The organism is Rhodopseudomonas rhenobacensis (assembly GCF_014203125.1).
Classification (GTDB): Bacteria; Pseudomonadota; Alphaproteobacteria; order Rhizobiales; family Xanthobacteraceae; genus Rhodopseudomonas_A; species Rhodopseudomonas_A rhenobacensis.
The window spans coordinates 41,356-65,440 of the sequence record NZ_JACHIH010000011.1; the positions used below are offsets into that span (position 1 = coordinate 41,356).

At 66.8% G+C, this 24,085-nt stretch carries 24 protein-coding genes and 1 tRNA gene; 17 read left to right on the forward strand and 8 right to left on the reverse strand.

Annotation, left to right across the window (positions count from 1 at the left end):
* Positions 1 to 328 precede the first annotated feature (328 nt).
* Both trxB and HNR60_RS10695 read left to right on the forward strand, forming a co-directional pair.
* Complete coding sequence (gene trxB, locus HNR60_RS10690) at positions 329 to 1,294, forward strand: thioredoxin-disulfide reductase (RefSeq protein ID WP_184257214.1); 966 nt, start codon at positions 329 to 331, stop codon at positions 1,292 to 1,294.
* A gap of 2 nt (positions 1,295 to 1,296) precedes the next feature.
* Positions 1,297 to 2,220 (forward strand): LysR family transcriptional regulator, encoded by a 924-nt coding sequence (locus tag HNR60_RS10695; RefSeq protein ID WP_011474255.1) that lies wholly within the window; start codon positions 1,297 to 1,299, stop codon positions 2,218 to 2,220.
* Between the two features lie 387 nt (positions 2,221 to 2,607).
* Here HNR60_RS10695 and HNR60_RS10700 read toward each other — a convergent pair whose 3' ends face one another.
* The 3 genes from HNR60_RS10700 to HNR60_RS10710 form a co-directional block, all read right to left on the reverse strand.
* Positions 2,608 to 3,285: a ParA family protein gene (locus HNR60_RS10700; protein WP_184257216.1), complete on the reverse strand. Its 678-nt coding sequence runs from the start codon at positions 3,283 to 3,285 to the stop codon at positions 2,608 to 2,610.
* Positions 3,286 to 3,506: 221 nt separating this feature from the next.
* Positions 3,507 to 4,001: a hypothetical protein gene (locus HNR60_RS24400; RefSeq protein WP_347339338.1), complete on the reverse strand. Its 495-nt coding sequence runs from the start codon at positions 3,999 to 4,001 to the stop codon at positions 3,507 to 3,509.
* The gene (locus HNR60_RS10710; protein WP_184257218.1) at positions 3,991 to 4,215 is read right to left on the reverse strand and encodes a hypothetical protein; all 225 of its coding nucleotides are present in this window, start codon (positions 4,213 to 4,215) and stop codon (positions 3,991 to 3,993) included. The genes HNR60_RS24400 and HNR60_RS10710 overlap by 11 nt, the downstream gene beginning before the upstream one ends.
* 167 nt (positions 4,216 to 4,382) lie before the next feature.
* Here HNR60_RS10710 and nikR point away from each other — a divergent pair, with 167 nt between their 5' ends.
* The 9 genes from nikR to HNR60_RS10755 all read left to right on the forward strand — a co-directional run bounded on the left by nikR (position 4,383) and on the right by HNR60_RS10755 (position 12,618).
* Positions 4,383 to 4,886: a nickel-responsive transcriptional regulator NikR gene (gene nikR, locus HNR60_RS10715; protein ID WP_184257220.1), complete on the forward strand. Its 504-nt coding sequence runs from the start codon at positions 4,383 to 4,385 to the stop codon at positions 4,884 to 4,886.
* Between the two features lie 103 nt (positions 4,887 to 4,989).
* A complete protein-coding gene (locus HNR60_RS10720) occupies positions 4,990 to 5,769 on the forward strand; it encodes a DUF4198 domain-containing protein (protein WP_430694912.1) in 780 nt (259 codons plus the stop codon).
* A 22-nt stretch (positions 5,770 to 5,791) separates the two neighbouring features.
* Positions 5,792 to 6,427, forward strand: a complete 636-nt coding sequence (gene cbiM, locus HNR60_RS10725) for a cobalt transporter CbiM (RefSeq protein WP_184257225.1) — start codon at positions 5,792 to 5,794, stop codon at positions 6,425 to 6,427.
* Positions 6,424 to 7,062 carry a peptidase associated/transthyretin-like domain-containing protein gene (locus HNR60_RS10730; protein WP_184257227.1) on the forward strand — a complete coding sequence of 213 codons (639 nt, stop codon included), beginning with the start codon at positions 6,424 to 6,426 and terminating at the stop codon, positions 7,060 to 7,062. The genes cbiM and HNR60_RS10730 overlap by 4 nt, the downstream gene beginning before the upstream one ends.
* Positions 7,059 to 7,862, forward strand: coding sequence for a cobalt ECF transporter T component CbiQ (cbiQ, locus tag HNR60_RS10735; protein ID WP_184257229.1), 804 nt, complete (start codon positions 7,059 to 7,061; stop codon positions 7,860 to 7,862). The genes HNR60_RS10730 and cbiQ overlap by 4 nt, the downstream gene beginning before the upstream one ends.
* A complete protein-coding gene (locus HNR60_RS10740; RefSeq protein ID WP_184257231.1) occupies positions 7,859 to 8,530 on the forward strand; it encodes an energy-coupling factor ABC transporter ATP-binding protein in 672 nt (223 codons plus the stop codon). The genes cbiQ and HNR60_RS10740 overlap by 4 nt, the downstream gene beginning before the upstream one ends.
* A gap of 201 nt (positions 8,531 to 8,731) precedes the next feature.
* A complete protein-coding gene (locus HNR60_RS10745) occupies positions 8,732 to 8,932 on the forward strand; it encodes a hypothetical protein (RefSeq protein WP_184257233.1) in 201 nt (66 codons plus the stop codon).
* A gap of 18 nt (positions 8,933 to 8,950) precedes the next feature.
* On the forward strand, positions 8,951 to 10,390 hold the full coding sequence (ccoG, locus tag HNR60_RS10750; protein WP_184257235.1) for a cytochrome c oxidase accessory protein CcoG: 1,440 nt from the start codon (positions 8,951 to 8,953) through the stop codon (positions 10,388 to 10,390).
* Between the two features lie 161 nt (positions 10,391 to 10,551).
* Positions 10,552 to 12,618, forward strand: coding sequence for a c-type cytochrome (locus tag HNR60_RS10755; protein ID WP_184257238.1), 2,067 nt, complete (start codon positions 10,552 to 10,554; stop codon positions 12,616 to 12,618).
* Positions 12,619 to 12,700: 82 nt separating this feature from the next.
* Here HNR60_RS10755 and HNR60_RS10760 read toward each other — a convergent pair.
* The 3 genes from HNR60_RS10760 to HNR60_RS10770 all read right to left on the reverse strand — a co-directional run bounded on the left by HNR60_RS10760 (position 12,701) and on the right by HNR60_RS10770 (position 14,157).
* Positions 12,701 to 12,777 (reverse strand) — tRNA-His (locus HNR60_RS10760).
* Between the two features lie 314 nt (positions 12,778 to 13,091).
* Positions 13,092 to 13,523 (reverse strand): phasin, encoded by a 432-nt coding sequence (locus tag HNR60_RS10765; RefSeq protein WP_184257240.1) that lies wholly within the window; start codon positions 13,521 to 13,523, stop codon positions 13,092 to 13,094.
* A gap of 250 nt (positions 13,524 to 13,773) precedes the next feature.
* Positions 13,774 to 14,157: a phasin gene (locus tag HNR60_RS10770; RefSeq protein ID WP_184257242.1), complete on the reverse strand. Its 384-nt coding sequence runs from the start codon at positions 14,155 to 14,157 to the stop codon at positions 13,774 to 13,776.
* 358 nt (positions 14,158 to 14,515) lie between these two features.
* On the opposite strand from HNR60_RS10770, the gene HNR60_RS10775 reads away from it, so the two are divergent.
* From HNR60_RS10775 to HNR60_RS10790, 4 genes are all read left to right on the forward strand, one after another.
* Positions 14,516 to 17,977, forward strand: a complete 3,462-nt coding sequence (locus HNR60_RS10775; RefSeq protein ID WP_184257244.1) for a PAS domain-containing sensor histidine kinase — start codon at positions 14,516 to 14,518, stop codon at positions 17,975 to 17,977.
* Positions 17,978 to 18,050: 73 nt separating this feature from the next.
* On the forward strand, positions 18,051 to 18,302 hold the full coding sequence (locus HNR60_RS10780; RefSeq protein WP_184257246.1) for a type II toxin-antitoxin system VapB family antitoxin: 252 nt from the start codon (positions 18,051 to 18,053) through the stop codon (positions 18,300 to 18,302).
* The gene (locus HNR60_RS10785) at positions 18,299 to 18,700 is read left to right on the forward strand and encodes a PIN domain-containing protein (protein WP_184257248.1); all 402 of its coding nucleotides are present in this window, start codon (positions 18,299 to 18,301) and stop codon (positions 18,698 to 18,700) included. Before HNR60_RS10780 ends, HNR60_RS10785 begins: the two co-directional genes overlap by 4 nt.
* 691 nt (positions 18,701 to 19,391) lie before the next feature.
* Positions 19,392 to 20,114, forward strand: coding sequence for a Crp/Fnr family transcriptional regulator (locus HNR60_RS10790; RefSeq protein ID WP_184257250.1), 723 nt, complete (start codon positions 19,392 to 19,394; stop codon positions 20,112 to 20,114).
* Here HNR60_RS10790 and HNR60_RS10795 read toward each other — a convergent pair.
* Entirely contained in the window at positions 20,111 to 20,308 is a 198-nt protein-coding gene (locus HNR60_RS10795) for a DUF1858 domain-containing protein (RefSeq protein WP_184257251.1), read from the reverse strand. The two genes, HNR60_RS10790 and HNR60_RS10795, sit on opposite strands and share 4 nt — an antisense overlap.
* A gap of 188 nt (positions 20,309 to 20,496) precedes the next feature.
* Between HNR60_RS10795 and HNR60_RS10800 the strand changes: the two genes are divergently transcribed.
* Positions 20,497 to 21,513, forward strand: coding sequence for an extracellular solute-binding protein (locus HNR60_RS10800; RefSeq protein WP_184257253.1), 1,017 nt, complete (start codon positions 20,497 to 20,499; stop codon positions 21,511 to 21,513).
* Between the two features lie 143 nt (positions 21,514 to 21,656).
* Positions 21,657 to 23,303, forward strand: coding sequence for an ABC transporter permease (locus HNR60_RS10805; protein WP_184257255.1), 1,647 nt, complete (start codon positions 21,657 to 21,659; stop codon positions 23,301 to 23,303).
* A 50-nt stretch (positions 23,304 to 23,353) separates the two neighbouring features.
* Here the strand turns inward: HNR60_RS10805 and HNR60_RS10810 are convergent, their stop codons facing one another.
* Positions 23,354 to 23,992 (reverse strand): GNAT family N-acetyltransferase, encoded by a 639-nt coding sequence (locus HNR60_RS10810; protein ID WP_184257257.1) that lies wholly within the window; start codon positions 23,990 to 23,992, stop codon positions 23,354 to 23,356.
* Positions 23,993 to 24,085: the final 93 nt, after the last annotated feature.

The following is a 24,085-nucleotide window of genomic DNA, read 5'->3' on the forward strand; positions in this document are numbered from 1 at the left end:
AACAGTTTTAGCGCAGCGCCGCAGCTTTGCGTAATTTTATTTCGCGACCGGTGCATAATTGCAAAGTTAGGGGAAAATTTGCCGATATGGATTGCAAATCTTGCATAGCTCCCCAGATGACTTAGAGTTGCGATCGGTGTCCTGAGGCCGAAATCTGCCGTCTTTACCTTCGGTTCTGGGGCGCCAGCTTGATCTCGTCGGATTCAGGCTCCGAGGGGAGACCTTCGTGAACCAGATCCAGACGAGAAAGTTCCGCTGTTCTTAAGCGATGCCTTGCTCAGCCTTTCCGCTCGCACCGCATCTCCCTGACGAAAGGGATCAATGATCCATGGCTAACCCCGTTCACGCCAAAGTTGTAATTATTGGATCGGGTCCGGCAGGATATACGGCGGCGATCTACGCCGCCCGCGCGATGCTGGAGCCCGTCCTGCTGCAGGGCATGCAGCCCGGCGGCCAACTCACCATCACCACCGACGTCGAGAACTACCCCGGCTTCGCCGACGTGATCCAGGGCCCCTGGCTGATGGAGCAGATGGAGAAGCAGGCGACCCATGTCGGCACCAGGATCATCACCGATCTGGTCACCGACCTCGACCTGTCGCAGCGGCCGTTCCGGCTGAGCTGCGATAGCGGCGACGTCTATCTGGCCGAGACCGTGATTCTGGCGACCGGCGCCCAGGCGCGCTGGCTCGGCATTCCCTCCGAGGAGAAATTCAAGGGCTTTGGCGTCTCGGCCTGCGCCACCTGCGATGGCTTCTTCTATCGCGGCAAGGAAGTGGTCGTTGTCGGCGGCGGCAACACCGCGGTCGAGGAAGCGCTGTTCCTGACCAACTTCGCCACCAAGGTCACGCTGGTGCATCGCCGCGATCACTTCCGCGCCGAACGCATCCTGCAGGAGCGGTTGTTCAAGAATCCGAAGATCGAGGTGGTGTGGGACGTCGCGGTGGATGAAATCTGCGGCGACGAGAACCCCACCAAGGTCACCCATGTCCGGCTGAACAACGTCAAGACCGGCGCCGTGACCGAGCGCGCCGCCGATGGCGTGTTCATCGCGATCGGGCACGCGCCGGCGACCGAACTGGTCAAGGGCAAGATCCGGCTGAAGCCGTCCGGCTATGTCGAGGTCGCGCCGAATTCGACCGCCACCTCGGTGCCCGGGCTGTTTGCCGCCGGCGACGTCGCCGACGAAACCTATCGCCAGGCGGTCACCGCCGCAGGACTGGGCTGCATGGCCGCGTTGGAGGCCGAGCGCTTCCTTGCGGCCAGCGCCAGCGAGCGGGTAGCGGCGGAATAATCATGGCCCGAAATCACGACGGATTCACCGATATGGACTGGGATAAGCTCAAGGTTTTCCACGCTGCGGCGGAAGCGGGAAGCTTCACGCACGCCGGCGAACAGCTTGGGCTGTCGCAATCCGCGGTCTCGCGCCAGGTCAGCGCGCTGGAGCAGGAATTGTCGGTGTCGCTGTTTCACCGCCACGCCCGCGGCCTGATCCTCACCGAACAGGGCGACCTGTTGTTCCGCACCGCGCATGACGTGTTCATGCAGCTGCAGGCGGCGCGCGCCAAGCTCACCGACAGCCGCGAGCGGCCGAGCGGCGATCTCAAGGTCACCACCACGCCCGGTCTCGGCATCCATTGGCTGGTGCCGCGGCTCGGCGAATTCACCGCACTGTATCCGGAGATCCGCATCTCGCTGATCGTCACCGACGAGGAACTCGACCTGTCGATGCGCGAAGCCGACGTCGCGATCCGCACCCGCAAGCCGACGCAGCCCGACCTGATCCAGCGCAAGCTGTTCTCGATCGGCTTCCATGCCTATTGCGCCCCGGAATACATCAAGCATTTCGGCACGCCGCGCACTTTGGAAGAATTGGACAACCACCGCCTGATCATCCTCGGCGACACCCAGGTTCCGCCCTATCTGCAGAACCGCAACTGGCTGATCGACGCCGGGCGCAACGGCGCCGGCCCGCGCGAACCGTATTTCAAGGTCAACAACATTCTCGGCGTGATCCGCGCCTGCCAGCAGGGGCTCGGCATCGCCGCGCTGCCGGACTATCTGGTCGAGGAAAACAACCGGCTGGTGCAGCTGTTCGGCGAGCAGGACTCGATTCAGCTCGATACTTATTTCGTGTATCCCGAAGAATTGAAGTCGGTGGCGCGGGTTCAGGTGTTCCGCGACTTCGTGGTCAGCAAGGCGCAGCGCTGGCCGTCGTGATCGGCGGGCCGCTGCATGACTGACATGCGGCGGGTCTGGTTGTCGGGCAGCCGCCATGCGGCTCATAATCATTGCACGCTGAAAGTCCGCGGAGCCGTTTGTCCCCTCCTCCAAGCGACGCGAATTTTCAGTCCTCCTTCTTGGAAGGAAATGTGTCGGCCTCAGACGGCCACGACCTTGCCGGGCTCCCTATGGGCCCGGTTTTTTTTGCCCCGAGCGCAGCCGTCCGCCGCGCCGGCGCTCGCCGTTTCGGCGCACACAAAAAAATCCGCTTCAGCCATCCCTGAAGCGGGTCGCTTATCGATGATGCGAAGGACCGCTGGTCCACCGGACTGTCTGCGAAGTGTCAACGCGCGGAGCCCGCGCGCTCAAGCTGTTGGATGCGGCTCAGGCCGCCTTGTGCATGGCGCCGTTGCCGGTGCCGGCGCCGCGGATCGCCTTGACCGAGCGTTCGATCGCAGCCCACAACCGGCCGATCTCGGAGGCCGCGCGTCCGTCGGGCGAGTATTCCTTGGCGCCTTCGCCGTGGCCCAGCGCCAGCAGCAGATCGGCGCGGTTGGTGATCTGACCAGTCCAGACCGGAGCGCGGAATTTAGCCAGCGCTTCGCGGGCCAGCGTGACGATGCGGCTTTCCACCTCGTCGCGCGGCGCCGGTGCGCCGTTGATCACCACCGCATAGGGCTTGCGCGCGGCGCGGCACGACAGGATGGTTTCCTGCACGGCGTTGACGTCGAACACGCCGGGACGCGCCGGAATGATCACCATGGTGGCGTTGCGGATGGCGTCCTCGACCACCGGGGCGACGGTCGGCGGCGTATCGATGAACACCCATTCGATGCCGTCGCGCTTCGCCGCAGCGACCAGTTCGCCGACCGATCGGGTGGCGGTCTTCAGCAGCGGCTCGTTGGTGCCGCGCAGCTTATGCCAAAGCGTGAGCGAGCCTTGCGGGTCGGCGTCGATCAGCAGACAGGGCTTGGTCGCTTTGTGAACGTGGGCAGCTAAATGCGCGGCCAGGGTGCTTTTCCCCGAACCACCTTTACGCGATGCGAAAACGATGACGTTCATACATTGGCCTCCCGAGATTGACCTTGGAAAGCGAAAGTGAATCACCGCGCTGATTCGTGAAAGTTAAAACTTCAATTAATGCTTGACGGGGGAAGCTGATTTCTTCGCAGGCTGGCTTTTGAGTCACAGCCCAATTTTGATCAATGGCCCGTGCAGGTCCGGCGCTATTTGATCATAGGCCGCGAGTCACAGCCCCGCCGCAAATGTGTAGTTGGCGAGTGCTAACGCACCGACCGTTCGCGGCGCGCCAACCACTTCTGTTCGACCCAGCCCAGACTCTTGGCGATCGGCCCCTGCAGAACCGGAACATCCTGCGCGATCAGGATCAGGCCGAGCGGCAGCATCCAGACCCCAAGCACCGGAAGAAAACTGAACACACCGCCGACCATCAGCAGGCCGCCGACAGGAATCCGTACCAGGCGCGATGACGGCTTGCGCAACCAGGCGACGCCGGAGGCGGCGCGGGGCGGCAATTTGCCTTCGAACCAGGCCATGTGGCGATCGAGTTCAGCCTTATGGTCGTGGCTCACGGTGTCTCCCGACGTCGTCGATGACTCATCACTGGGTTTGTAGATGTGGGTCGAGGGGTCGTTCCCCAACGCGTCAGGTTGTCGCGCGACCTCGCCTCGCATTGCGTTCATCGCGGGCAGCACCGAGCTGCGCGGCTTTGCGACAGAACTAATCGCGCCTCGGCTGCGCGGTGCTTCACGATTCATTGGCGCCGATCCCACGCTCGTCGAGCACGCTTTGTCCCTTCGGCGTGACGGCGTAGCGCGGCGTCGCGGTTCCCGACTCGCCGGCTAATTCGATCAATCCATCGCCCAACAATTGCGCGAGCTTGTCCTGCTGCGCCGGATTGAGGTCCAGCCCCGCGCTGCGCGCGATCTCGACCAGCGTGGAGATCGTCCGGTCACTGGGCTCTTGGTCCATCATCGCTCCCTTTGAGGAAGGCTAACGTGAGCCTTGCGCATGTGTTCCAGCAGGCGCCCAACGTCAGCGCGTGCCATCCCGGCATCGGCGATGCCCGACAAATCAGTCCTGCCGCAGTTCGCTGGCTGTGCTAGATCCTGACGACATTCATTGATCGGTAACGACACATGGAACGGGTAACGGTTTCGCTCGACGACGATCTCCTGGAGCAGTTCGACGGGTTCATTCGCCGCAAGGGCTATATGAACCGATCCGAAGCGGTGCGTGACGTGCTGCGGGACCGGCTGCAGGAAGACCGGCTGTCGGAAAACAAGGCGCCGCTCTGCGTGGCCTGCCTGAGCTACGTCTACAACCACCACGAACGCGAGCTGGCGCGGCGGATCGCCGAGATCCAGCACGCCAACCACGACCTGATCCGCTCGACCATGCACGTCCACCTCGACCACGAGAACTGCCTGGAAGTGTCGATGATGGAGGGCCCGACCAGCGCGGTGCGGGAACTCGCCGACGCCCTGACCGCGCAGACCGGGGTTCGCCACGGCCGCGTCAACGTGGTCCCGGTCGATGTGACGGCGGTGTCGCACAGCCACGGCCATCATGGTCACCATCACGACCATGGAGACGACGCTGACACGCCGGCTCCGCACTTCCATACCAGTCCAAAGACGTAGACCGCATCGCCGCCGAACGCGCGACGGGCCCTTGCACTTCCAAACGACGGCGCGTATGACGAATTACGAAATCGTCGTAACGTCGCATGATGGCAGCAAGACTATGAATAAAATGGGGATTTTTCTTTCCACCGGGGCCCTTGTGGCCGCCTTGGGGTGCGGCGTGGGGACCGCCGAGGCGCATTTTCAGGAGATCCTCCCCTCCGCCGACATCGTCCCCGAGGAAGGCCCGCGCACGGTGTCGCTCGACGTCGTGTTCACCCATCCGATGGAGCGCGGCCCCACCATGGATATGGGACAGCCGGCGCAGTTCGGCGTGTTGGCGAAGGGCAAGAAGACCGACCTCCGCGGCGCACTGATCAAGAAGGACGTCAACGGCAAGACCGCCTATGGCTCGTCCTACCACTTCACCGAGCCCGGCGACTATGTGTTCTATATCGAGCCGGCGCCGTTCTGGGAGCCGGCGGAAAAGAAATACATCCTGCACTATGCCAAGGCGGTGGTGGATTTCGGCGCCGGCGATGACTGGGACGCCTTGGTCGGTTTTCCGATCGAGATCCAGCCGCTGAGCCGCCCCTACGGCATTTGGACCGGCAACCTGTTCCGCGGCGTGGTGAAGAAGAACGGCAAGCCGCTGGCCTTCAGCACCGTCGAAATCGAGTGGGTCAACGACGGCTCGGTCAAGGCGCCGGCCGATCCTTTCGTCACCCAGGTGGTCAAGACCGACGCGCAGGGGGTGTTCGCCTATGCGATGCCGCGCGCCGGCTGGTGGGCGTTCAACGCCCTGACCGATGCCGACAAGCCGATCAAGGGTCCCGACGGCAAGCCGGCCCGCGTCGAGATCGGCGGCACCATCTGGGTCAAGGCCGTGGACATGAAATAAGCGGCAGCCGCGGTACACGCTCATGGCCCACATCCCCGACGGCGTTCTCTCGCTCCCGGTGCTCGCCGTCGGCGCCGCCGTCGCGGTCGCGGGTTGTGCCTACGGGCTGAGGCGGCTGGATGCCGAGCGCATCCCGCAGGTCGCGGTGCTGTCGGCGGTGTTCTTCGTCGCCTCGCTGGTGCATTTCCCGGTCGGCCCCTCCAGCGTGCATCTGATCCTGAACGGACTGGTCGGCGTCGCGCTCGGGTGGGCGGCCTTCCCGGCGATCCTGATCGCGTTGTTGCTGCAGGCGGTGATGTTCGGTTTCGGCGGCTTGGTGGTGCTCGGCGTCAACGTGATGAACATGGCGGTGCCGGCCGTAATTTGCGGGCTGGCGTTCGACATCGTTCGGCAACGCGGCGGCGAGCGCTGGGCGGTGCCGGCCGCCGGCATCGCCGGCGTGCTGGGCGTGCTGTTGACCGCGTTGTCCGTCGCACTGGTGCTGGCGCTGAGCGGTCGCGAATTTTTGCCCGCCGCCAAGCTGGTACTGGTGGCGCATCTCCCGGTGATGATCATCGAAGGCTTCTTCACCGCGGCCGCGATCGGTCTGGTGATCCGCGTCAAGCCCGATGTGCTGGATCGCACGCCGGCCTTTTCGATCGAGGAGCCCGCGCGATGAAGATGCTGGCTTTCACCCTGGCGTTCGCGGTCGCGGTGCTCGGCAGCAGCGGCGACGCGCTGGCCCACAAGATGAAACTGTTCGCCACCGCCGAAGGCGCCGTGGTCTCGGGCTATGTCTATTTCAGTCCCGGCGGACGGGCGCAGGATGCCCAGATCGCCGCGACCGCGGCGGACGGCGCGACGGTTTTCAGCGGGCGGACCGACGCGCAGGGCGGCTTCCGCTTCGAGGTTCAGCGCCGGGCCGACTACCGCATCGCCGCAGACGGCGGCGACGGCCACGAGGCGCACTTCACCATCACGGCCGCCGAATTGCCGCAGAGCCTGCCCGCCGAACCGGCCCCGACGCCCACCACGACGGCCGCGCCGCCATCGAGCCCGCCGCCTACTGCCGCGGTCGCGCCGGCACCGCCGCTTCCCGATCTGGCCGCCTTGGTCGAGCAGAGCGTGGCCCGGCAGATCCGGCCGCTGCGCGAGCAGCTCGACAGCTATCAGGAAACGCTGCGCTGGCACGACGTGCTCGGCGGCCTCGGCTACATCATCGGGCTCGGCGGACTGGCCTATGGCTTTGCGTCGCGCGCCAACGGCCGGCCGCGCCGACGCCTCGCCGCGAGCGAAAAGGAGGCCGCCCGATGAGCGTGCTGGACGCCAATGCTGCCGTGACGGGCGACGCCTGCGTCTGCGACGCCGATCTCAACGCCGCCCCCCTCGCCAGCCCGATCGACACCCTCGACCCGCGCACCCGGCTGCTCGCAGCGGCGGCCTTTGCCCTGGTGGTTGTCGGAGTGAACGCGCCCGCGGCGCTGGTGCTCGCGCTCGGGCTCGCCGCCGGTCTCGGCGCCGCGGCGCGATTGTCGTTGACCGGGACGCTGCGCAAACTCGCAGCACTCGACGGCTTCATGGTGATGGCGCTGATCACCCTGCCCTTCACCGTCCCCGGCGAAGCCTGGCTCAGCGTCGCCGGACTGCCGGCGAGCTGGCAGGGCGTCGAACGCGCGGCGGTGATCCTGCTGAAGGGCAACGCGGTGGTGCTCGCCATCCTGGCGCTGGTCGGCACCATGGAGCCCGTGGTGCTCGGCCGCGCGATGGCGCGCCTCGGCGCGCCGGAAAAGCTGGTGCATCTCTACGCCTTCACCATTCGTTATCTCGACGTGCTGCAGCGTGAATACGCCCGGCTTCGCACCGCCATGAAGGCGCGGGCGTTCAGCCTGCGCGCCGACCGCCACACCTGGCGCAGCGTCGGCTGGCTGTTCGGCATGCTGATGGTGCGTTCGATCGAGCGCGCCGAGCGGATCATGGCGGCGATGCGCTGCCGCGGTTTCGATGGCCGGCTGTGGTCGCTGCAGGACGATGGCGGTTTTCGCCGGACCGACGGCGTGTTCGCGCTCGCCTCGACCGCCGGCCTGGCGCTGCTCGTCGTGGTCGGCAGCCTGTGACGGCACCGCTGTTCCGGCTTCAAGGCATCTGCTTCGCCTATGAACCGGGCCGGCCGGTGCTGCGCGACGCCGGGTTTCGGCTGGACGCCGGCGAGCGCGTCGCGCTGGTCGGGCCGAACGGCGCCGGCAAGACCACGCTGTTTCACATCATGGTCGGTCTGCTGCATCCCTCCGCAGGCGTCGTGGAAGCCTTCGGCACGGTCCGGCGGGCCGAGAAGGATTTCCGCGAGGTGCGAGCACGCGCCGGCATCCTGTTTCAAGATTCCGACGATCAGCTGTTCTGCCCGACCGTGCTGGAAGACGTCGCCTTCGGCCCGCTGAATCTCGGCAAGTCGCCGGCCGAAGCGGCCGGCATCGCCAAGGCCACGCTGGAGTCGCTCGGCCTCGGCGGCTTCGGCAGCCGCATCACCCACAAGCTGTCCGGCGGCCAGAAGCGGCTGGTGGCGCTGGCGACGGTGTTGGCGATGCAGCCCGACGTGCTGCTGCTGGACGAGCCGACCAATGCGCTCGACGCCGAGACCGAGGAGCGGCTGACCGGCATCCTCGCCGCGCTGCCGCAGGCGATGGTGATCATCGCGCATGACGAGCGTTTCCTGGCGCGGCTGTCGACCCGCAGCGTCCGGCTGGACGGCGGCTATCTCACGGAAGCGACCGCGCGGCTTTCATAAATCGTCCGTAAACAACGGCGCATCGGCGCGATCGTTGACTTCGTCACAGTCGCCGCGATTGATCCATGTCAAACGGCGCCGGCCGATCTGACGCATAACGCCTCTACATATTCGAATGTGAATGATCGATCGGCCCGCCGTCGGTGTCGACGAGGCGCGATCGCCCACCGCCGGCCTGCGTCCGGCAGAACAGGACACATCATGATGAAGGTTGCGGTCGTGGTTTGGATCGTCGTCGGCGCCTCGCTCGCCGGATGCGCGATGGTGGCCGTGCTGGCCATCCCGGCTCTCGCCGATCAGGGGATGCAGCTGATTCCCCGCGCCGTGCTCGCGGGCTTCGTTGTCGCCATTCCGCTGTCGTTCCTGATCGCGCGCAAGATCGCCCGGCAGTCCGTCAGATAACCCCGTAGCGTCGCGGCCATGACCGAAACCAATATCGAAGGACCGCTCTACGTCGCTCGCACCAAGATCTATCCGCAGGCCGTTCATGGCCGCTTTCGGCGCATCAAGTGGGGGCTGCTCGCGATCACGCTGTCGATCTACTACCTGTTGCCCTTCGTCCGCTGGGATCGCGGGCCGGGGCTGCCGAACCAGGCGGTTCTGATCGATCTGCCGCATCGCCGGTTCTATTGGTTCTTCATCGAGCTGTGGCCGCAGGAGGTTTACTACTTCACCGGGCTGTTGATCATCGCGGCGATGACGCTGTTCCTGATGAACGCGGTGGCCGGCCGGATCTGGTGCGGCTACCTGTGCTGGCAGACGGTGTGGACCGATCTGTTCTACGCGATCGAGCGCTGGATCGAGGGCGACCGCCGCGAGCGGATGCTGAAGGACAAGCACGGCCTGACCTTCGGCTATCTGCGGCAGCTCGCCGTCAAGCACGCGCTGTGGCTGCTGATCGCGCTGGGAACCGGCGGCGTCTTCGTGCTGTATTTCGCCGACGCGCCCACGCTGGTGCGTGAGGTGGTCACGCTGCAGGCGCCCTCCATCGCCTATGTGTGGATCGGCATCCTGACGCTGACCACCTACGCGCTGGCCGGCTTCATGCGCGAGCAGGTCTGCATCTACATGTGTCCGTGGCCGCGGATTCAGGCGGCGCTGACCGACGAATGGGCGCTCAACGTCACCTATCGCCGCGACCTCGGCGAGCCCCGGATGTCGGTCAAGAAGGCCGAACTGGCGCGCGAACAGCAGCAGCCGGCCGGCGGCTGCATCGACTGCCAGCAATGCACCCACGTCTGTCCGACCGGCGTCGACATCCGCGACGGCAGTCAGCTCGGCTGCATTCAATGCGGGCTGTGCATCGACGCCTGCGATACGGTGATGCGTCAGGTCGGCCGGCCGCAAGGCCTGATCGCCTACGACACCGACATCAACGGCCAGCGCCGCAGCGCCGGCAAACCGGCGATCTATCGCCCGATCCGTCCCCGCACCGTCTTCTATGCGGCGGTGATCGCCTTGGTCGGCGCGATCATGGTGTATGCGCTCGCGACCCGCAGTTCGCTCGGCGTCAGCGTGCTGCACGATCGAAACCCGCTGTTCGTGCCGCTGTCCGACGGCGGCGTCCGCAACGACTTCACCTTGCGGATCCTCAACAAGAACGCCGAGCCGCGGTCATTCCGCATCGACCTCGTCGGACTACCCGGCGCGACGTTGCAGGCCGCGGGCTTCGCCCACCAGGCAAGCGACGCGGTGATCGCCGAAGTCGGACTGGACCAGACCCGCGAGCTTCGCGTCTCGGTGACGCTGCCGCCGGCGTTGCTGCCGCGCAGCGCCGTCAACGTCACGTTCCGCGCCACCGACGCGGTGACCGGGCAGACCGCAACCGTGAACGATCATTTCATTCCCGGCGGATCGTGAGCGTGGCAAGCCGGCGCAAGCCTGTCGCGTTGCGATCGCCGGCAACGCCATCATTGAGCCAGGTCACGCTTTGTTTCGGATTTGATCGCTACACCCCGCGCATCGCCGCAGACGCGACGTTGCTTCCAGCCGCCCGCGCGCGGTGATTTGAAAGATCCGCCATGCGAATTCTGCCGTTTCACGCCGTGCTGCTGGCGACACTCGCGCTCTCGCCGTCGCTCGGTGGCCGCGCCGAGGCCATCGAAGCGAGCGTCGCGCCGAAGCTTGCCGGCAACGCCGACGACGCCGCGCTGATCCAGCGCGGCGAATACGTGGCGAAGCTCGGCGATTGCATCGCCTGCCACACCGCGAAATCCGGCCAGCCGATGGCCGGCGGGCTGGAATTGAAGACGCCGTTCGGCGCGCTGTATTCGACCAACATCACGCCCGACAAGCAGACCGGCATCGGTAACTATTCGTTCGCGCAGTTCGATCGCGCGATGCGGCGCGGCGTCGCCGCGGACGGCCACAACCTCTATCCGGCAATGCCCTATCCGTCCTATGCCAAGATCGACGACGGCGACATGCGCGCGCTCTACGCCTATCTGCAGCGTGGTCTCGCGCCGGTCGCTCAGGCCAACCAGCCGTCGCAGATGCGATGGCCGTTCAGCATGCGCTGGAGCCTGTCGTTGTGGAATTGGGCGTTTCTCGACGCGACGCCGTTCAAACCCGACCCCGGCAAGGACGCGGCGTGGAATCGCGGCGCCTATCTGGTGCAGGGTCCGGGCCATTGCGGCGCTTGCCATACCCCGCGCGGGCTCGCCTTCCAGGAGAAGGCGATGAGCGACGCCGGCTCCAGCGGCCAATACTATCTCGCCGGCGAAACCGTGGAATCCTGGCGGGCGCTGAGCCTGCGCGACCTGTGGACCGTCGAGCAGACCGCGCTGTTGCTGAAGACCGGACAGAACGCCTTCGCCACGGTGTCGGGCGGCATGACCGACGTGATCCACAACAGCACCCAGCATTTCGCCGACGGCGACCTGACCGCGATCGCCACCTATCTGAAATCGCTACCGCGCAGCGCGGCCGATCTGCCGCAACAGGCGCAGCCCGTCGCCGCGCCGTCCGTGCCGCCGAATTTGTATTCCAGCCGCGGCGGGCTGGGTTACGTGCAGTTCTGCGTCGACTGCCATCGTCAGGACGGCGCCGGCGTGGCGCAGATCTTCCCGCCGCTGACGCAGAATCCCTCGGTGACGGCGAAAAATCCGTCGACCCTGATGCATCTGGTGCTGACCGGCTGGAAGACCGCGGAGACCGCGGCGCATCCGCGGGTCTACACCATGCCGGCCTTCGCCCGGTTGTCGGATCAGGAGCTCGCGGAGATCCTCAGCTTCGTGCGCGACAATTTCGGCAATCACGCAGGCGCCGTCACGCCAGCCGAGGTCAAGGCGATGCGGGCCGAGCTCGATCCGAAGCTCACCGATTCCTCCGCCTTCATCACCCCGCGCGTCGCCGACCTGCTCGGCGCGGCCAACCCCGACCAACTGGTTCGCGGCATGCGGCTGCATCTCGACACCAAGGCGCTGCTGCCGGATCACGTCGGCGACGCGATGAACTGCACAAGCTGCCATCTCAATGTCGGCACCGTGGCGGACGGCTCGCCGTTCGTCGGCGTCTCGGCGTTCTTCCCGAGCTACGCGCCGCGCGCCGGCCGCGTCATCACGCTGGAGGACCGCATCAATGGCTGCTTCCTGCGCTCGATGAACGGCAAGCCGCTGGCCAAGGACTCCGCCGACATGAAAGCCATGGTGGCGTATTTCGACTGGATGAAGCGCGAGACCAAGCCGGAGGACAAGGTCGCCGGGCGCGGCGTCGGCAAGATCGATCCGGCCATCAAGCCGAACATCGACAACGGCCAGAAGGTCTATGCGGCGCAATGCGCGGTGTGCCACGGCAAGGACGGCGAAGGCCTTAAGCAGGCCGATGGCAAGCTGCTGTTCCCACCGCTGTGGGGCGACGCCTCGTTCAACATCGGCGCCGGCATGGCGCGCACCTACACCGCGGCGGCCTTCGTCAAGCGCAACATGCCGGTCGGCTTCCACGAGAAATTCCCGCTTGGCCAAGGCGGGTTGTCGGATCAGGACGCGGTCGACGTCGCGGAATTCTTCACCCACCAGCCGCGGCCGGACTTTGCCGGCAAGGTCAACGATTGGCCGAAGGACAAGCGGCCGCCGGACGCGCGCTATTGAGCGACGGGCCGCGAGAGGCCACCGATGATCTGGCGCGTCCGCTAAAGGCGGCCGCCGCACTCTGACAAGTGATTGATTTTGCTGGTACAGTTGGGTGGGCTCGAACCACCGACCTCCTGTTCCACAGACAGGCGCTCTAACCAACTGAGCTACAACTGCATCCGTGTCCGCCCGACCGGGAGCGAACGGGGCGGAAACTAGGTGCAACGCAAGGCTTTGGCAAGGCCGGGAATGCGAGGAAAAACGAACGTCTAGCGCAATCGGGCCCGGCCGTTGCCGCTGCAGGACGAAGCCGCCGCCACAGCCGCGAGATTCTTAGGAAACCAGGCGTCAGCCGGGCAAATCGGCCCACCGCCGTTCGCCCTCGCCGCCCTATCGCTGGCTCGGCACTCAAGCCTCGGCGGCAGCAGACCGACGATCCTGCTCCCGGAAAGACGCGCTGCCGAAGCCGCCGGCCGAAGCCAACCGCCGAATCAGGAGTTCGGCGGGGTGAACAGCTTGCTGGCGTGGGTCTTGATCGGCTCCACGGTGTCGGCCGCGGCCTTTTGCGTCAATTCGGCGAGCTCCCGGGTCTGCGACGTCAGGGTCTCGACCTGCTTGCGGGCGTGCGCGGTCCACAATTCCAGCGCTTCCGGCAGGCTCTTGGCGCCGATCAGCGACTGCGCGAAATCGAAGGTGGCGTTGGTGTTGGTCTTCACGATGTCGACCAGCTTGGCCGAATAGTCGGTGGCGCCCTTGCTGGCCGAGCTGAACACCGCCTCGATGGTGCCGTTCTGGCTTTCCGCGGCGTCCTTGAGTTTGGTGTAGCTCTCGCGCGCCTGCGCGACGCCCTTTTCGGCGATCGCCCGGACCTGTTCGGGAAGCTGGAACGGCGTCACGGAGGAGAACGGATTGGAATCGGCCATGCGGTGCATCCTTCGGGTTTGGAGTGCGTGACCCTTGCGAAGCCGCCGGGCCGTTGCAGCCCGGTTTGCCGGATCACCGACGCTTCGAAGCGCGCGTTGCAGCAAGGCGCGGTCCCAAAGCGTCCAGTCGCCCAATCATACCAGAAAAATTGTGCATTGCAACATAAGGACGCGACGGACAACAGCGCGGCGGCGTGGTCGCCCGCCCGCTCGCCTGCCGGGGGCGAGCCCCCGGCAGGCGGCGTAGCGCTTAAGTCTTCGGCTTGGCCGCTTCCAGCGCGGCGTGGCCGACGATCTGGCCGATTTCGCTGGCCTGCTCGGCCAGCGCCTTCATCTGGCTCTGCACGTATTCGCTGTGCAGCCGCATCACCTCGCCGAGATCCTTGGCGTGCACCAGCTGCTGGGCGTAATCCAGCGACGCGGTGACGTTCTTTTCCGCGAACGTCACCGCCTTGGTGGTGATGTCCTTGGCGCCGGCCCGCACCGTCTCGCCCTTGCCCTCGATCGCGCTGGCGGTCTGCTGCGCGCTGGCGAGCATATTTTCGAAGGCCTTGCGGGCCTGATCGAAGCTGGCTTCCGCCATCGACCGCACTTCCTTAGGAATTTCGAAACGATCACGCCCGTCCTGGTCCATGGTCACCACTCCTGTTTTGAAGCTCGCGGGCTGAAGCGCCCTTTTCCCCCGTTTGTGCCGACATTTTACGCCGTCCGCACATCACCGTTATGACGCCGTGCGCGTTATCGTGACGCATCGGCCGTGTCGGCCTCTTATCGTGGACCATTGAAATGGTTTTGCAACCCCAACGCGATTCAAACGTCGAAGGTTCTGCCGGCTGTGGAAATTAACGTTATCCTCGCTTAGCCGACGTGCCGATCGCCGGGGACGTGGACCTTAAGGCCGGCGGAGGCGATACTAACGAATTGTTAAGGCTGTCGCCTTGGCAAGACATCCGACGCGGACGGCTCGCCGTCACCGTCAGTCGTGAGTGCCGATGAACAGTGCGGAATTCCAGCTGCGAGGCGTCGACGATCCGCGGCTCGCGATCCACGCCACCAGCAGCCTGCCGGCCTGGTTGTGGGCGGTCGACGGCACGCGGATCATCTGGGCCAATCCGGTCGGCGCGCGGCTGTTCGGCGCGCGCAACGCCGCGGCGCTCGCCACCCAGACCTTCGGCCCGGCCGATCCGCATCGCCGCCAGGTGGCGCAATTGGCCGGACGGCTGTCGGCGGCGGGCGCGACACGGCTGGAGCGGCTGCGCGGCTTCGGCGCGCCGCTCGGCGCGCTGGTGACCTGCGGCTGCACCCGGCTGGAGTTTTCCGACGGCAGCGGCGGCGTGCTGATCGCCGCCGCCGAGCCGATCGGCCGCAGCATGCCGCTGGTCGAGCGGCTGCAACGGCTGGTCGAGGGCATCGAAACCCCGATCGCGACCTTCGCCCGCGACGGGCTGTTCATCGGCGCCAGCGACGCCGCGCGCGCGCTGCTCGGCTTCCGCGATCTCGCCGAAGCCGGGCTCGAAGCCGCGCGCCACGACGCGCTGAAAACCGGCCGCGCCGAGCTGCCGATCGGCATCGGCCACATGGTGCTGCAACGGGTCGGCGTCGGCGCCGACGTCGGATTGGTGGCGCTGCTGGTGCCCGGCGCGACGCGAGAGGCCGCGCAACAGCGGCCGCCGGCAGAAGCGACGCCTTCGGTTGAGACCAGCGCCGCGCCGGCCGCCGAACCGCCGGCCGAAGTTTCCCACCCCGACGCGCCTGCAGGGTCCGCGCCGTCCTGGAACGACGCCGCGCCGCCTGATGCAGCCGCCGAGCAATCGCCTGACAGTCCGGCTGAGCAAGCTGATGAAGCGACGGCAGCCGAAGCGACCATTGATGCGGCCGCTGAAGACGTCACGGCTGCGCCTGCCGAAGCCGTTGCCGCCGAAGCGCCCGCGGCCACCGATGAGCCGCCTGCGCTCGAAGCCGCGTCCTCGACCGAACCCGAACCGCCCGCACACGCCGAACTGTCGCCGCCCTGGTTCGAGGACACGTTGCAGCCGCGGCGGCATCCGCTGCGCTTCACCTGGCAAGTCGACGCCGAGGGCCACTTTTGCATCATCTCCGACGAATTCAGCCGGCTGATCGGACCGCGTACCGCCGCCGGCTTCGGCCGGCTGTGGCGCGAGATCGCCGAATTGTTCGGGCTCGACCCCGACGGCCGCTTCGCCGCCGCGATCGCCACCCGCAGCACCTTCAGCGGCATCGTGCTGCAATGGCCGGTCGATGCGCCGGAGCAGCGCCTCGCCGTCGAAATGTCGGGATTGCCGGTGCAGGATCGCGACGGCAATTTCCGCGGCTTCCGCGGCTTCGGCGTCTGCCGTGATATCGAGGGGCTGAACCGGCTTGCCCAGGCGCGGCGCAGCGACGATACGCTTCCGGCGCAGCCGCCGTCCGCCGCGACCGCGCCGATCGACGCAGCCGCGGCGCCCGACACCGCAAACGACAACGCCGACCTCACCGATCAGCCCCAGCCGGCTGATGTGCCTTCCTCAACAGATCCGGAAACCGCTGTGGATACGCCCAAAAATGTCCTGCCGTTCAGGCCGGCGAACGATCCGCGATCGCCGGCGCTGACCCCGGTCGAAAACAACGCCTTCAACGAGCTGGCGCGGCAATTGTCGGCGCGGCTGGAAAGCGAAGCTCCCGGATTGATCGGCGACCCCGCCAAGGCCGATGCGCCGACCGCAGCCGCTGAATCCGACGACGTCGCACCGCAGGACGTCGCCGACGACACGGTCGCATCCGAGGACGCCGCATCCGAGGACGCCGCGTCCGACGAAATTGCAGCCGAGCACGTTGTGGCGCCGGACGCCGAACCGCCATCGCCCGCCGACACCGCGCCTGATCAATCGCCCGCCCCGCAGCCGGCGCGCAGCGACCTGCCGCCCGACACGCTGCTGCTCGATCTGATGCCGGTCGGCGTGCTGATCTATCGGCTCGACCGCCTGCTCTATGCCAACCGCGCCTTCCTCGACCGCACCGGCTTCGACAGCGTCGCGGCGCTGGAACAGGCCGGCGGCCTCGACGTGCTGTATGTCGAATCCGGCCTTGAGAGCGCCGAGAACTTGGCCGCCGGCACGCCGATCACCATCGCCCCGGCGCAGCTCAGCGCCGACCAGCCGCCGCTGCAACCGGCCTCGGGCCGGCTGTTCACCATCACCTGGCAAGGCCAGTCCGCGCTGGCGCTGATCTTCTCGGAGACCGCCGCCGAAGCCGCGCCGGCCGAAGCCGCGCCGGCCGACGACGACGCCGAGCCGTTCACCGAGGCGCCGGCGATCGATCCCAGCCTGCCGTCGCCGGTCGGCGCTGCGAATGCCGAAGAGCTCGGCGCCATCCTCGACACCACCGCCGAAGGCATCGTGATGTTCGACGCCGAGGGGCAGCTGCACGTCTGCAACCGCAGCGCCGAAGCGCTGTTCGGCTATGCCGGCGACGACCTCGTGCAATGCAATCTGATCGATCTGTTCGCGCCGGAGAGCCAGCGCGTGATGCGCGACTATCTCGACGCCATCAAAGCCGCCGGCGCCGCAAGCCTGCTCGACCACGGCCGCGAAGTGCTCGGCCGGGTGCGCGAAGGCGGACTGATCCCGCTGTCGACGATCATCGGCCGTACCCGTCATGACGGCCCGAATTTCTTCGCCGTGTTCCGCGATCTGTCGCAGGTCAAGAAGACCGAGTCGGAGTTGATCCAGGCGCGCCGCCAGGCCGATCGCGCCGCGCACGCCAAGGCCGACGTGCTGGCGCGGCTCAGCCACGAGATCCGCGCGCCGCTGAACGCCATTCTCGGCTTCGCCGAAGTGATGGTGGACGAGCGCTTCGGCACGCTCGGCAACGAGCGCTACGTCGAATACATGAAGGACATCCGCGCCTCCGGCGAGCGCGTCATCGCCATCGTCAACGATCTGTTGGATCTGTCGCGGATCGAGACCGGCAAGCTCGAACTCGCCTTCACGCCGCAGAATCTCAACGAGCTGGTCGAGCAATGCGTCGGCGTGATGCAGCCGCAGGCCAACCGCGAGCGCATCATCATCCGCACCTCGCTGGCGCATCAATTGCCGAACGTGGTGGCCGACGCGCAGGCGCTGCGGCAGATCACGCTGAACCTGATCGGCACCTCGATCCATCTCGCCAATGCCGGCGGCCAGGTGATCGTCTCCACCGCGCTGTCGGATTTCGGCGACGTCGTGCTACGCGTGCGCGACACCGGCAGCCGGCTCAACGAGCACGAACTGGCTGCTGCGATGCAGCCGTTCCGCACCGCGGCGCCGAGCGACCGCAGCACCGAAGCGCCGGGCGTCAGCCTGTCGCTGACCAAGGCGCTGGTGGAAGCCAACCGCGCCCAATTCCACATCAAGACCGCGCCGCATTCCGGCACGCTGATCGAGGTGATCTTTTCCGAGGCGATGGAGAAGGCGTGAGGCGACCGCAAATGCCGCTCTTGAAACGCCGGTAGACACTCGCTAACTTTCTACCCTGGCGAGAGGTTGTACCATGCACCTCAACATCAAGAACGACGAAGCGCATCGGCTGGCGACCGAATTGGCGGCGCTCACCGGCGAGAGCCTGACCACCGCCGTTACCGCCGCGTTACGCGAGCAACTCGTCCGCGAGCGTCGGCGACGACAGACTGATCAGGTGGCGGAGCAGCTGATGAAGATCGGACGCCGCTACGCGTCGCTCCCCGACAGCGGACGAAGCGCCGAGGACATCCTGGGCTGTGACGAGCACGGGCTGCCGACGTGATCGTGCTCGATAGTTCGACGGTGATTGCGATCTTCCGGCAGGAAGAAGACGCCGCGCAGTTTGCGCGACGCATCGCCGAAGACGACCAGCCGATGATGTCCGCCGCCAATCTGGTCGAAACCTCGATCGTGCTGCGCGGGCTCAAGGACGTTGCGCCCGCCAAGGCCGAACGCTGGCTGGACGACTTCATCGCCGCGGCCGGCATTCGGATCGAGCCAGTCACTGCCGACCAGGCGCAGCTCGCACGCTCGGCGCATCTGCGCTTCGGCAAAGGGACCGGACATCGCGCGGCGCTGAACTACGGCGACTGCTTCGCCTACGGTCTGGCGAAAGCCATGGATGCTCCCTTGCTGTGCAAGGGCAACGACTTTCCCTCGACCGACATCACGCTGGCCTGAGGCGATACTGAAGCAGACTTTCTGCTGATCAGCGCGGCGATCGGACGTGAGGCGACGTTGCCCGCAAAGAGCTTTGCGGGAATGGCCGGCTCAGGGGGCCTCCCCAACGAGGGAGGCGGAGCGCCGAAAGGCGCGCCTTCAAGTAGTGGCCGCAGCTTGCAATCCGGAGCGCCGGACGACAGAGGCCGCGGAAACGCCTTTCGACGCTCCACCGTGGCGATTTTTCGCGTCGGGGCCGTGCTTCCGGGTGCAGGCGCGATGCACTCCGCACCGCCGATCCCGGCGATTTCGCGCCGTTCACCTGCACCGCGTCCAGCCAACCAGCAAGTGGCAGACTCTCCTAGTGGAGCCGGACGGCGACCCGAAGCGTCCCGAGTGCGCGAGGCAACGTCTGCCCCCGCCCGCAGGCGCCACCGCCCCACCCCGCATCTCCAAGCGTCCCAGGACACGCCCCTCGATGGGATGAGGTGATAGGAATATAATCTTCATTCGGCGCGTGTGTCAAGAGCGGCCGCGCAATCTTTCCGAACCGCTCGCGCGATAAAACCGGCGGCGGTTCGGAGTGAGCGTCGGCACGGCCGGCTCTATGCGATCACAGTCGTTGTGCTATTGGAGACACCACCAAAGCTCCAGCCGTTGCCATCGCATGCGGCCTCCATCACCTCCGATCGACAGGTTCCAAGGAGCCGGCATGTCCACGGTCGACAGTTCCCTGGTTGCGCAGCTGCCGTTGTTCGCGGGGCTGGACACGGCCGAGCTCGACGCCGTGCTGAGCGACGCCCGCTCGGCGCGCGTCGCCAAGAACGCCGCGGTGTTTCGCCAGGGCGACGAGGCGCTGTCGTTCTACGTGCTGCTGCACGGCCACGTCCGCGCCAGCAAGACCACCGCGGGCGGCGAGCAGGTGGTGGTGCGCTATGTCAGCCCCGGCGAAACTTTTGGCGTGGCGATGGCGATCGGGTTGCAGCGCTATCCGGCGACCGCGACCGCGGTCGAGGATTCCATCGTGCTGAGTTGGCCGGCGTCGAGCTGGCCGCGCCTGGTCGAGCGCTTTCCGCAACTCGCCTCCAACACGCTGCGCACCGTCGGCACGCGGCTGCAGGAGAGCCATACGCGGGTGGTCGAGATGTCGACCCAGCAGGTCGAGCAGCGCATCGCCCACGCGCTGCTGCGGCTCGCCAAGCAGTCCGGCCGCAAGGTCGACAACGGCGTCGAGATCGCGTTTCCGATCAGCCGCCAGGACATCGCGCAGATGACCGGCTCGACGCTGCATACGGTGAGCCGGCTGCTGTCGAGCTGGGAGAGCCGCGGCCTGATCGAGAGCGGCCGGCAGCGCATCGTGCTGCGCGATCCGCACGGGCTGGTGCTGCTGTCCGAGCAGGACCCGCACGGCGTCGAGCCGCCGGCGAAAGCCTAGCCCGCGATCGCGCCCTCCAGCGCCGCGCGGAACGCGGCGCGATCGACGCCGTGCTCGCGGCAGGCGTCTTTCATGGTGTGGAACGCGGCGATCGGGCAGCCGCAGCATTGCATTCTGAAATCCAGAAACGTCCGGATCGTCGCCGGCCAGCGCCGCATCAAGTCGTCGACCGGCAGGTCATCGCATAACGTCATGGCGGGCTCCATGGCCGGATGTCTAAGCGCGCGCCGCACCGCCTTCGTTGTCGCCGCGCAATGTTCCGGCCGGTTGCCCGAGCGCCGCCGCGGCCTGGAATCGCTCTAATCGCGACGTTGCGTCGCTGCTGCGATGCGCCGCGCTTTGCTACTGACTGAACGCATCGTAGCCCATGTTGGAGCCTCGCATGATCGCTATCCGCGCCGCCGCCCTCGCCGTCGCCGCCGCCCTTTTCCCGCTGCACGCCGCTGCCGCGGCCGAACAGGTCAACGTCTACACCTATCGCGAGACCAAGCTGGTGCAGCCGTTGTTCGACGCCTTCACCAAGGACAGCGGCATCGCCGTCAACGTGATCTCGGCGTCCTCCGGCCTCGAGCAGCGCATCAAGGCCGAGGGCGCCGGCAGCCCCGCCGACGTGCTGCTGACGGTCGACATCGGCCGCATCGACGACGCGGTCGCCGCCGGCGTCAGCCAGCCGATCAAGTCCGAAGTGATCGACGAGATCGTGCCGCCGCAATATCGCGACCCCAACGGCCACTGGGCCGGGATCTCGATGCGGGCGCGGGTGATCTATGCGTCGAAGGATCGCGTCAAGCAGCAGGCCATCACCTACGAGGAACTCGCCGATCCGAAATGGAAGGGCAAGATCTGCATCCGTTCCGGCCAGCACATCTACAACAACGCGCTGTTTGCGGCCTATACGGCGCGGCACGGCGAAGAAAAGGCCGAGCAATGGCTGCGCGGCCTGAAGGCCAATCTGGCGCAGAAGCCGTCGGGCGGCGACCGCGAGACCGCGCGCGACGTCGCCGCCGGCAAATGCGACCTCGGCATCGGCAACACCTACTACTGGGCGCTGATGATGAACGGCGATCCCGACAAGAAGCCGTGGGCGGAGGCCACCCGCGTGATCCTGCCGACCTTCGAGGGCGGCGGCACCCACGTCAATCTGTCCGGCGTGCTGCTCGCCAAGCACGCGCCGAACAAGGCCAACGCGCTGAAGCTGATCGAATGGCTGGCCGGCGACAAGGCGCAGCAGATCTATGCCGACGCCAACTACGAATATCCGATCCGCCCCGGCGTGGCGCTCAATCCGACCATCGCGGGCTATGGACGGCTGACCGCCGATCCGATGCCGATCGCCAAGATCGCGGCGCAGCGCAAGACCGCCTCGACGCTGGTCGACAAGGTCGGGTTCGACAACTGAACGTCGCCACACCTTCGCCACGCGCACGGCTACCTCATCCTAAGGAGCCCGGCGAAGCCCGAAGGGCGAAGCTGGGCGTCTCGAAGGATGAGGCCACGGGGCAAGTCCTCATGGTTCGAGACGGCGCTGCCCGCCTCCTCACCATGAGGACTTCTTCCGGTCGATCGCGCATCGGACGCATTGCCCTCGTCATCGCCCTGTTTACCGCACTGCTCGTCGCGACGCCGGTGCTCGGCATCGCGCTGACTGCGCTGCAGCCGGCGCCCGAGGTGTGGCCGCATCTCGTCGCCTATGTGCTGCCGCGGGCGCTCGCCGACACCGCGCTGCTGCTGATCGGCGTCGGCGCCACTGCGCTGTTGCTCGGCGCCGGCGCGGCGTGGCTGATCAGCGCGCATGACTTTGCCGGCCGCGCGTGGCTGCTGTGGCTGATGCCGTTGCCGCTGGCGATTCCGACCTATCTGTCCGCCTATGTCTATGTCGACCTGTTCGAGCCGCTCGGTCTGGCGCATCACGCGCTGGCGGCGCTGCTGCCGCAGGCCGACGCCGTGCAACTGTTGCCCAACCTGCGCTCGCTGCCGGGCGCGGTGCTGGTGATCGGCCTGGTGCTGTACCCTTACGTCTATCTGTCCGCGCGCAGCGTGCTGCAGGCGCAGACCGCCGAGCTTTCCGAAGCCGCGCGAACCCTCGGCGCCGGGCGCTGGACCATCCTGTGCCGGGTCACGCTGCCGACCGCGCGGCCGGCGCTGGCGGTCGGCGTCGCGCTGGTGGCGCTGGAGACGCTGAACGATATCGGCGCCAGCGAATATCTCGGCGTCCGCACCATGACGGTGGCGATCTTCGACACTTGGCTCAATCGCGGCAGCCTCGCCGGCGCCGCGCAGCTGGCGCTGGTCGCGCTCGGCATGGTGGCGTTGCTGATCGCGATGGAGCGCATCGGCCGGCGCAACGTCAGCGTGGAATTCTCCGCCGAAGCCCCGCGGCTGCGGCCGCGCACCCCGCTCAAAGGCGGCCGAGCGGCGCTGGCGTTTGCCGCCTGCCTGCTGCCGCCGCTGCTCGGCTTCGTGCTGCCGGCCTGCTACCTGCTCGCCCTCAGCCTGCGCCGCGGCGCGATCGCCGGCGTCGATCTTGCGCTATGGCGCGACGCGCTGCATTCGGTGACGCTGGCGTTGCTCGCGACGCTGCTGGCGCTGTTGCTCGGGCTGATCGTGGTGCTAGCGCAGCGCTGGCGCTCCGGCGCAGCCGCCTCAGCCGCGGTGGCGGTGGCGCAGACCGGCTACGCGCTGCCCGGGCTGGTGCTGGCATTGGGCTTGCTAACGCCGCTGCTGTGGTTCGACAACGCGCTGATCGCGCTGGCGGCCGCGCTCGGCGCGCCGTCGCCGGGGCTGTTGCTGATCGGCTCCGGCGGCGCCGTGGTGGCGGCCTATGTGATCCGGTTTCTGGCGGTGCCGACCGGGCTGTTGAAAGCCGGCCTGGCGCGGATTCCGAAGGATTATGACGACACCGCCCGCGCCGCCGGCGCGTCGCGGCTTACCGCGCTGTGGCGGATCGATCTGCCGCTGCTACGCCCGGCGCTGACAGGTGCTGCGATCGTGGTGTTCGTCGATTGCCTGAAGGAGTTGCCGGCGACGCTGCTGCTGCGCCCGCTCAACGTCGACACGCTGGCGACCTCGATCTACCAATATGCCAGCCGCGGCAGTTTCGAGGACGGCGCACTGGCCGCGCTGATCATCGTCGCCGCCAGCATTCCGCCGGTGATCTGGCTGACCCGATTTTCCGACCGAGCGGTGTGAGCCCCCTCGCTGTTTGTTAGCCTCGCCACAACGCGGCGCCGCGTCGGAATTCAGATCGCGCGCTCGACGCGCCGAAAGCCGGTTGCGCCGGTCGATCTCTCGAACTCCGGATGCCGTTTTTCTTCGACAGCGACGAAGCCCGCCTTGGCGTAGCAGCGCTCGGCGGCAGCATTTCCAATGTAGAAGGTGATCGAGGCGCGGCGGTGGCCGGCCGCAGCGCCCTCCTCCAGCGCCTGCGCCAGCAGCGCCTGCATCAGTCCCTGACCGCGATAGCTGGGCAATGTCGCCACGTGTTCGATGAACCAATTGGCGTCATCGCCCGGCATCCAGCACGACCTGAGATAGGCGCCGCGCTGGTCGATCGCGGATTGTTCGGCCGGCTCGATCTCGGCATCGCGCAGCGCCTGTTGCAGCACGGCGCGGGTCGCGGCGCCGACGCCCGCCGAGGGCAGCGCACACAGCGCCGCGGCCGGCGTGCCTTCTACCTCGGCGATCCAGAAAAGCGAGACATGCCAGCAGGATGTGATGGGATGGGTGGCGATCGCGCGCAGCAAAGCGCGGCAGCGCGGTTCAGGCCAATTGAGCGCGATGTCGAACCAGCCGCGCGACCGATGGCCGCGCTGCGCAGCCAGAATGGCCCCGACGATGAAGTCGGCGTCGTCGGTCCCGGCACGGCGGAGCGTCGGCATCGCGGCCACCCTCCCTCTGCGTCACGCGTTCGGCCGCGTGGGCGTACGTCTTGCTATGCAACATGCGGCGGGCTCCCCAGGATGAGGGCACCG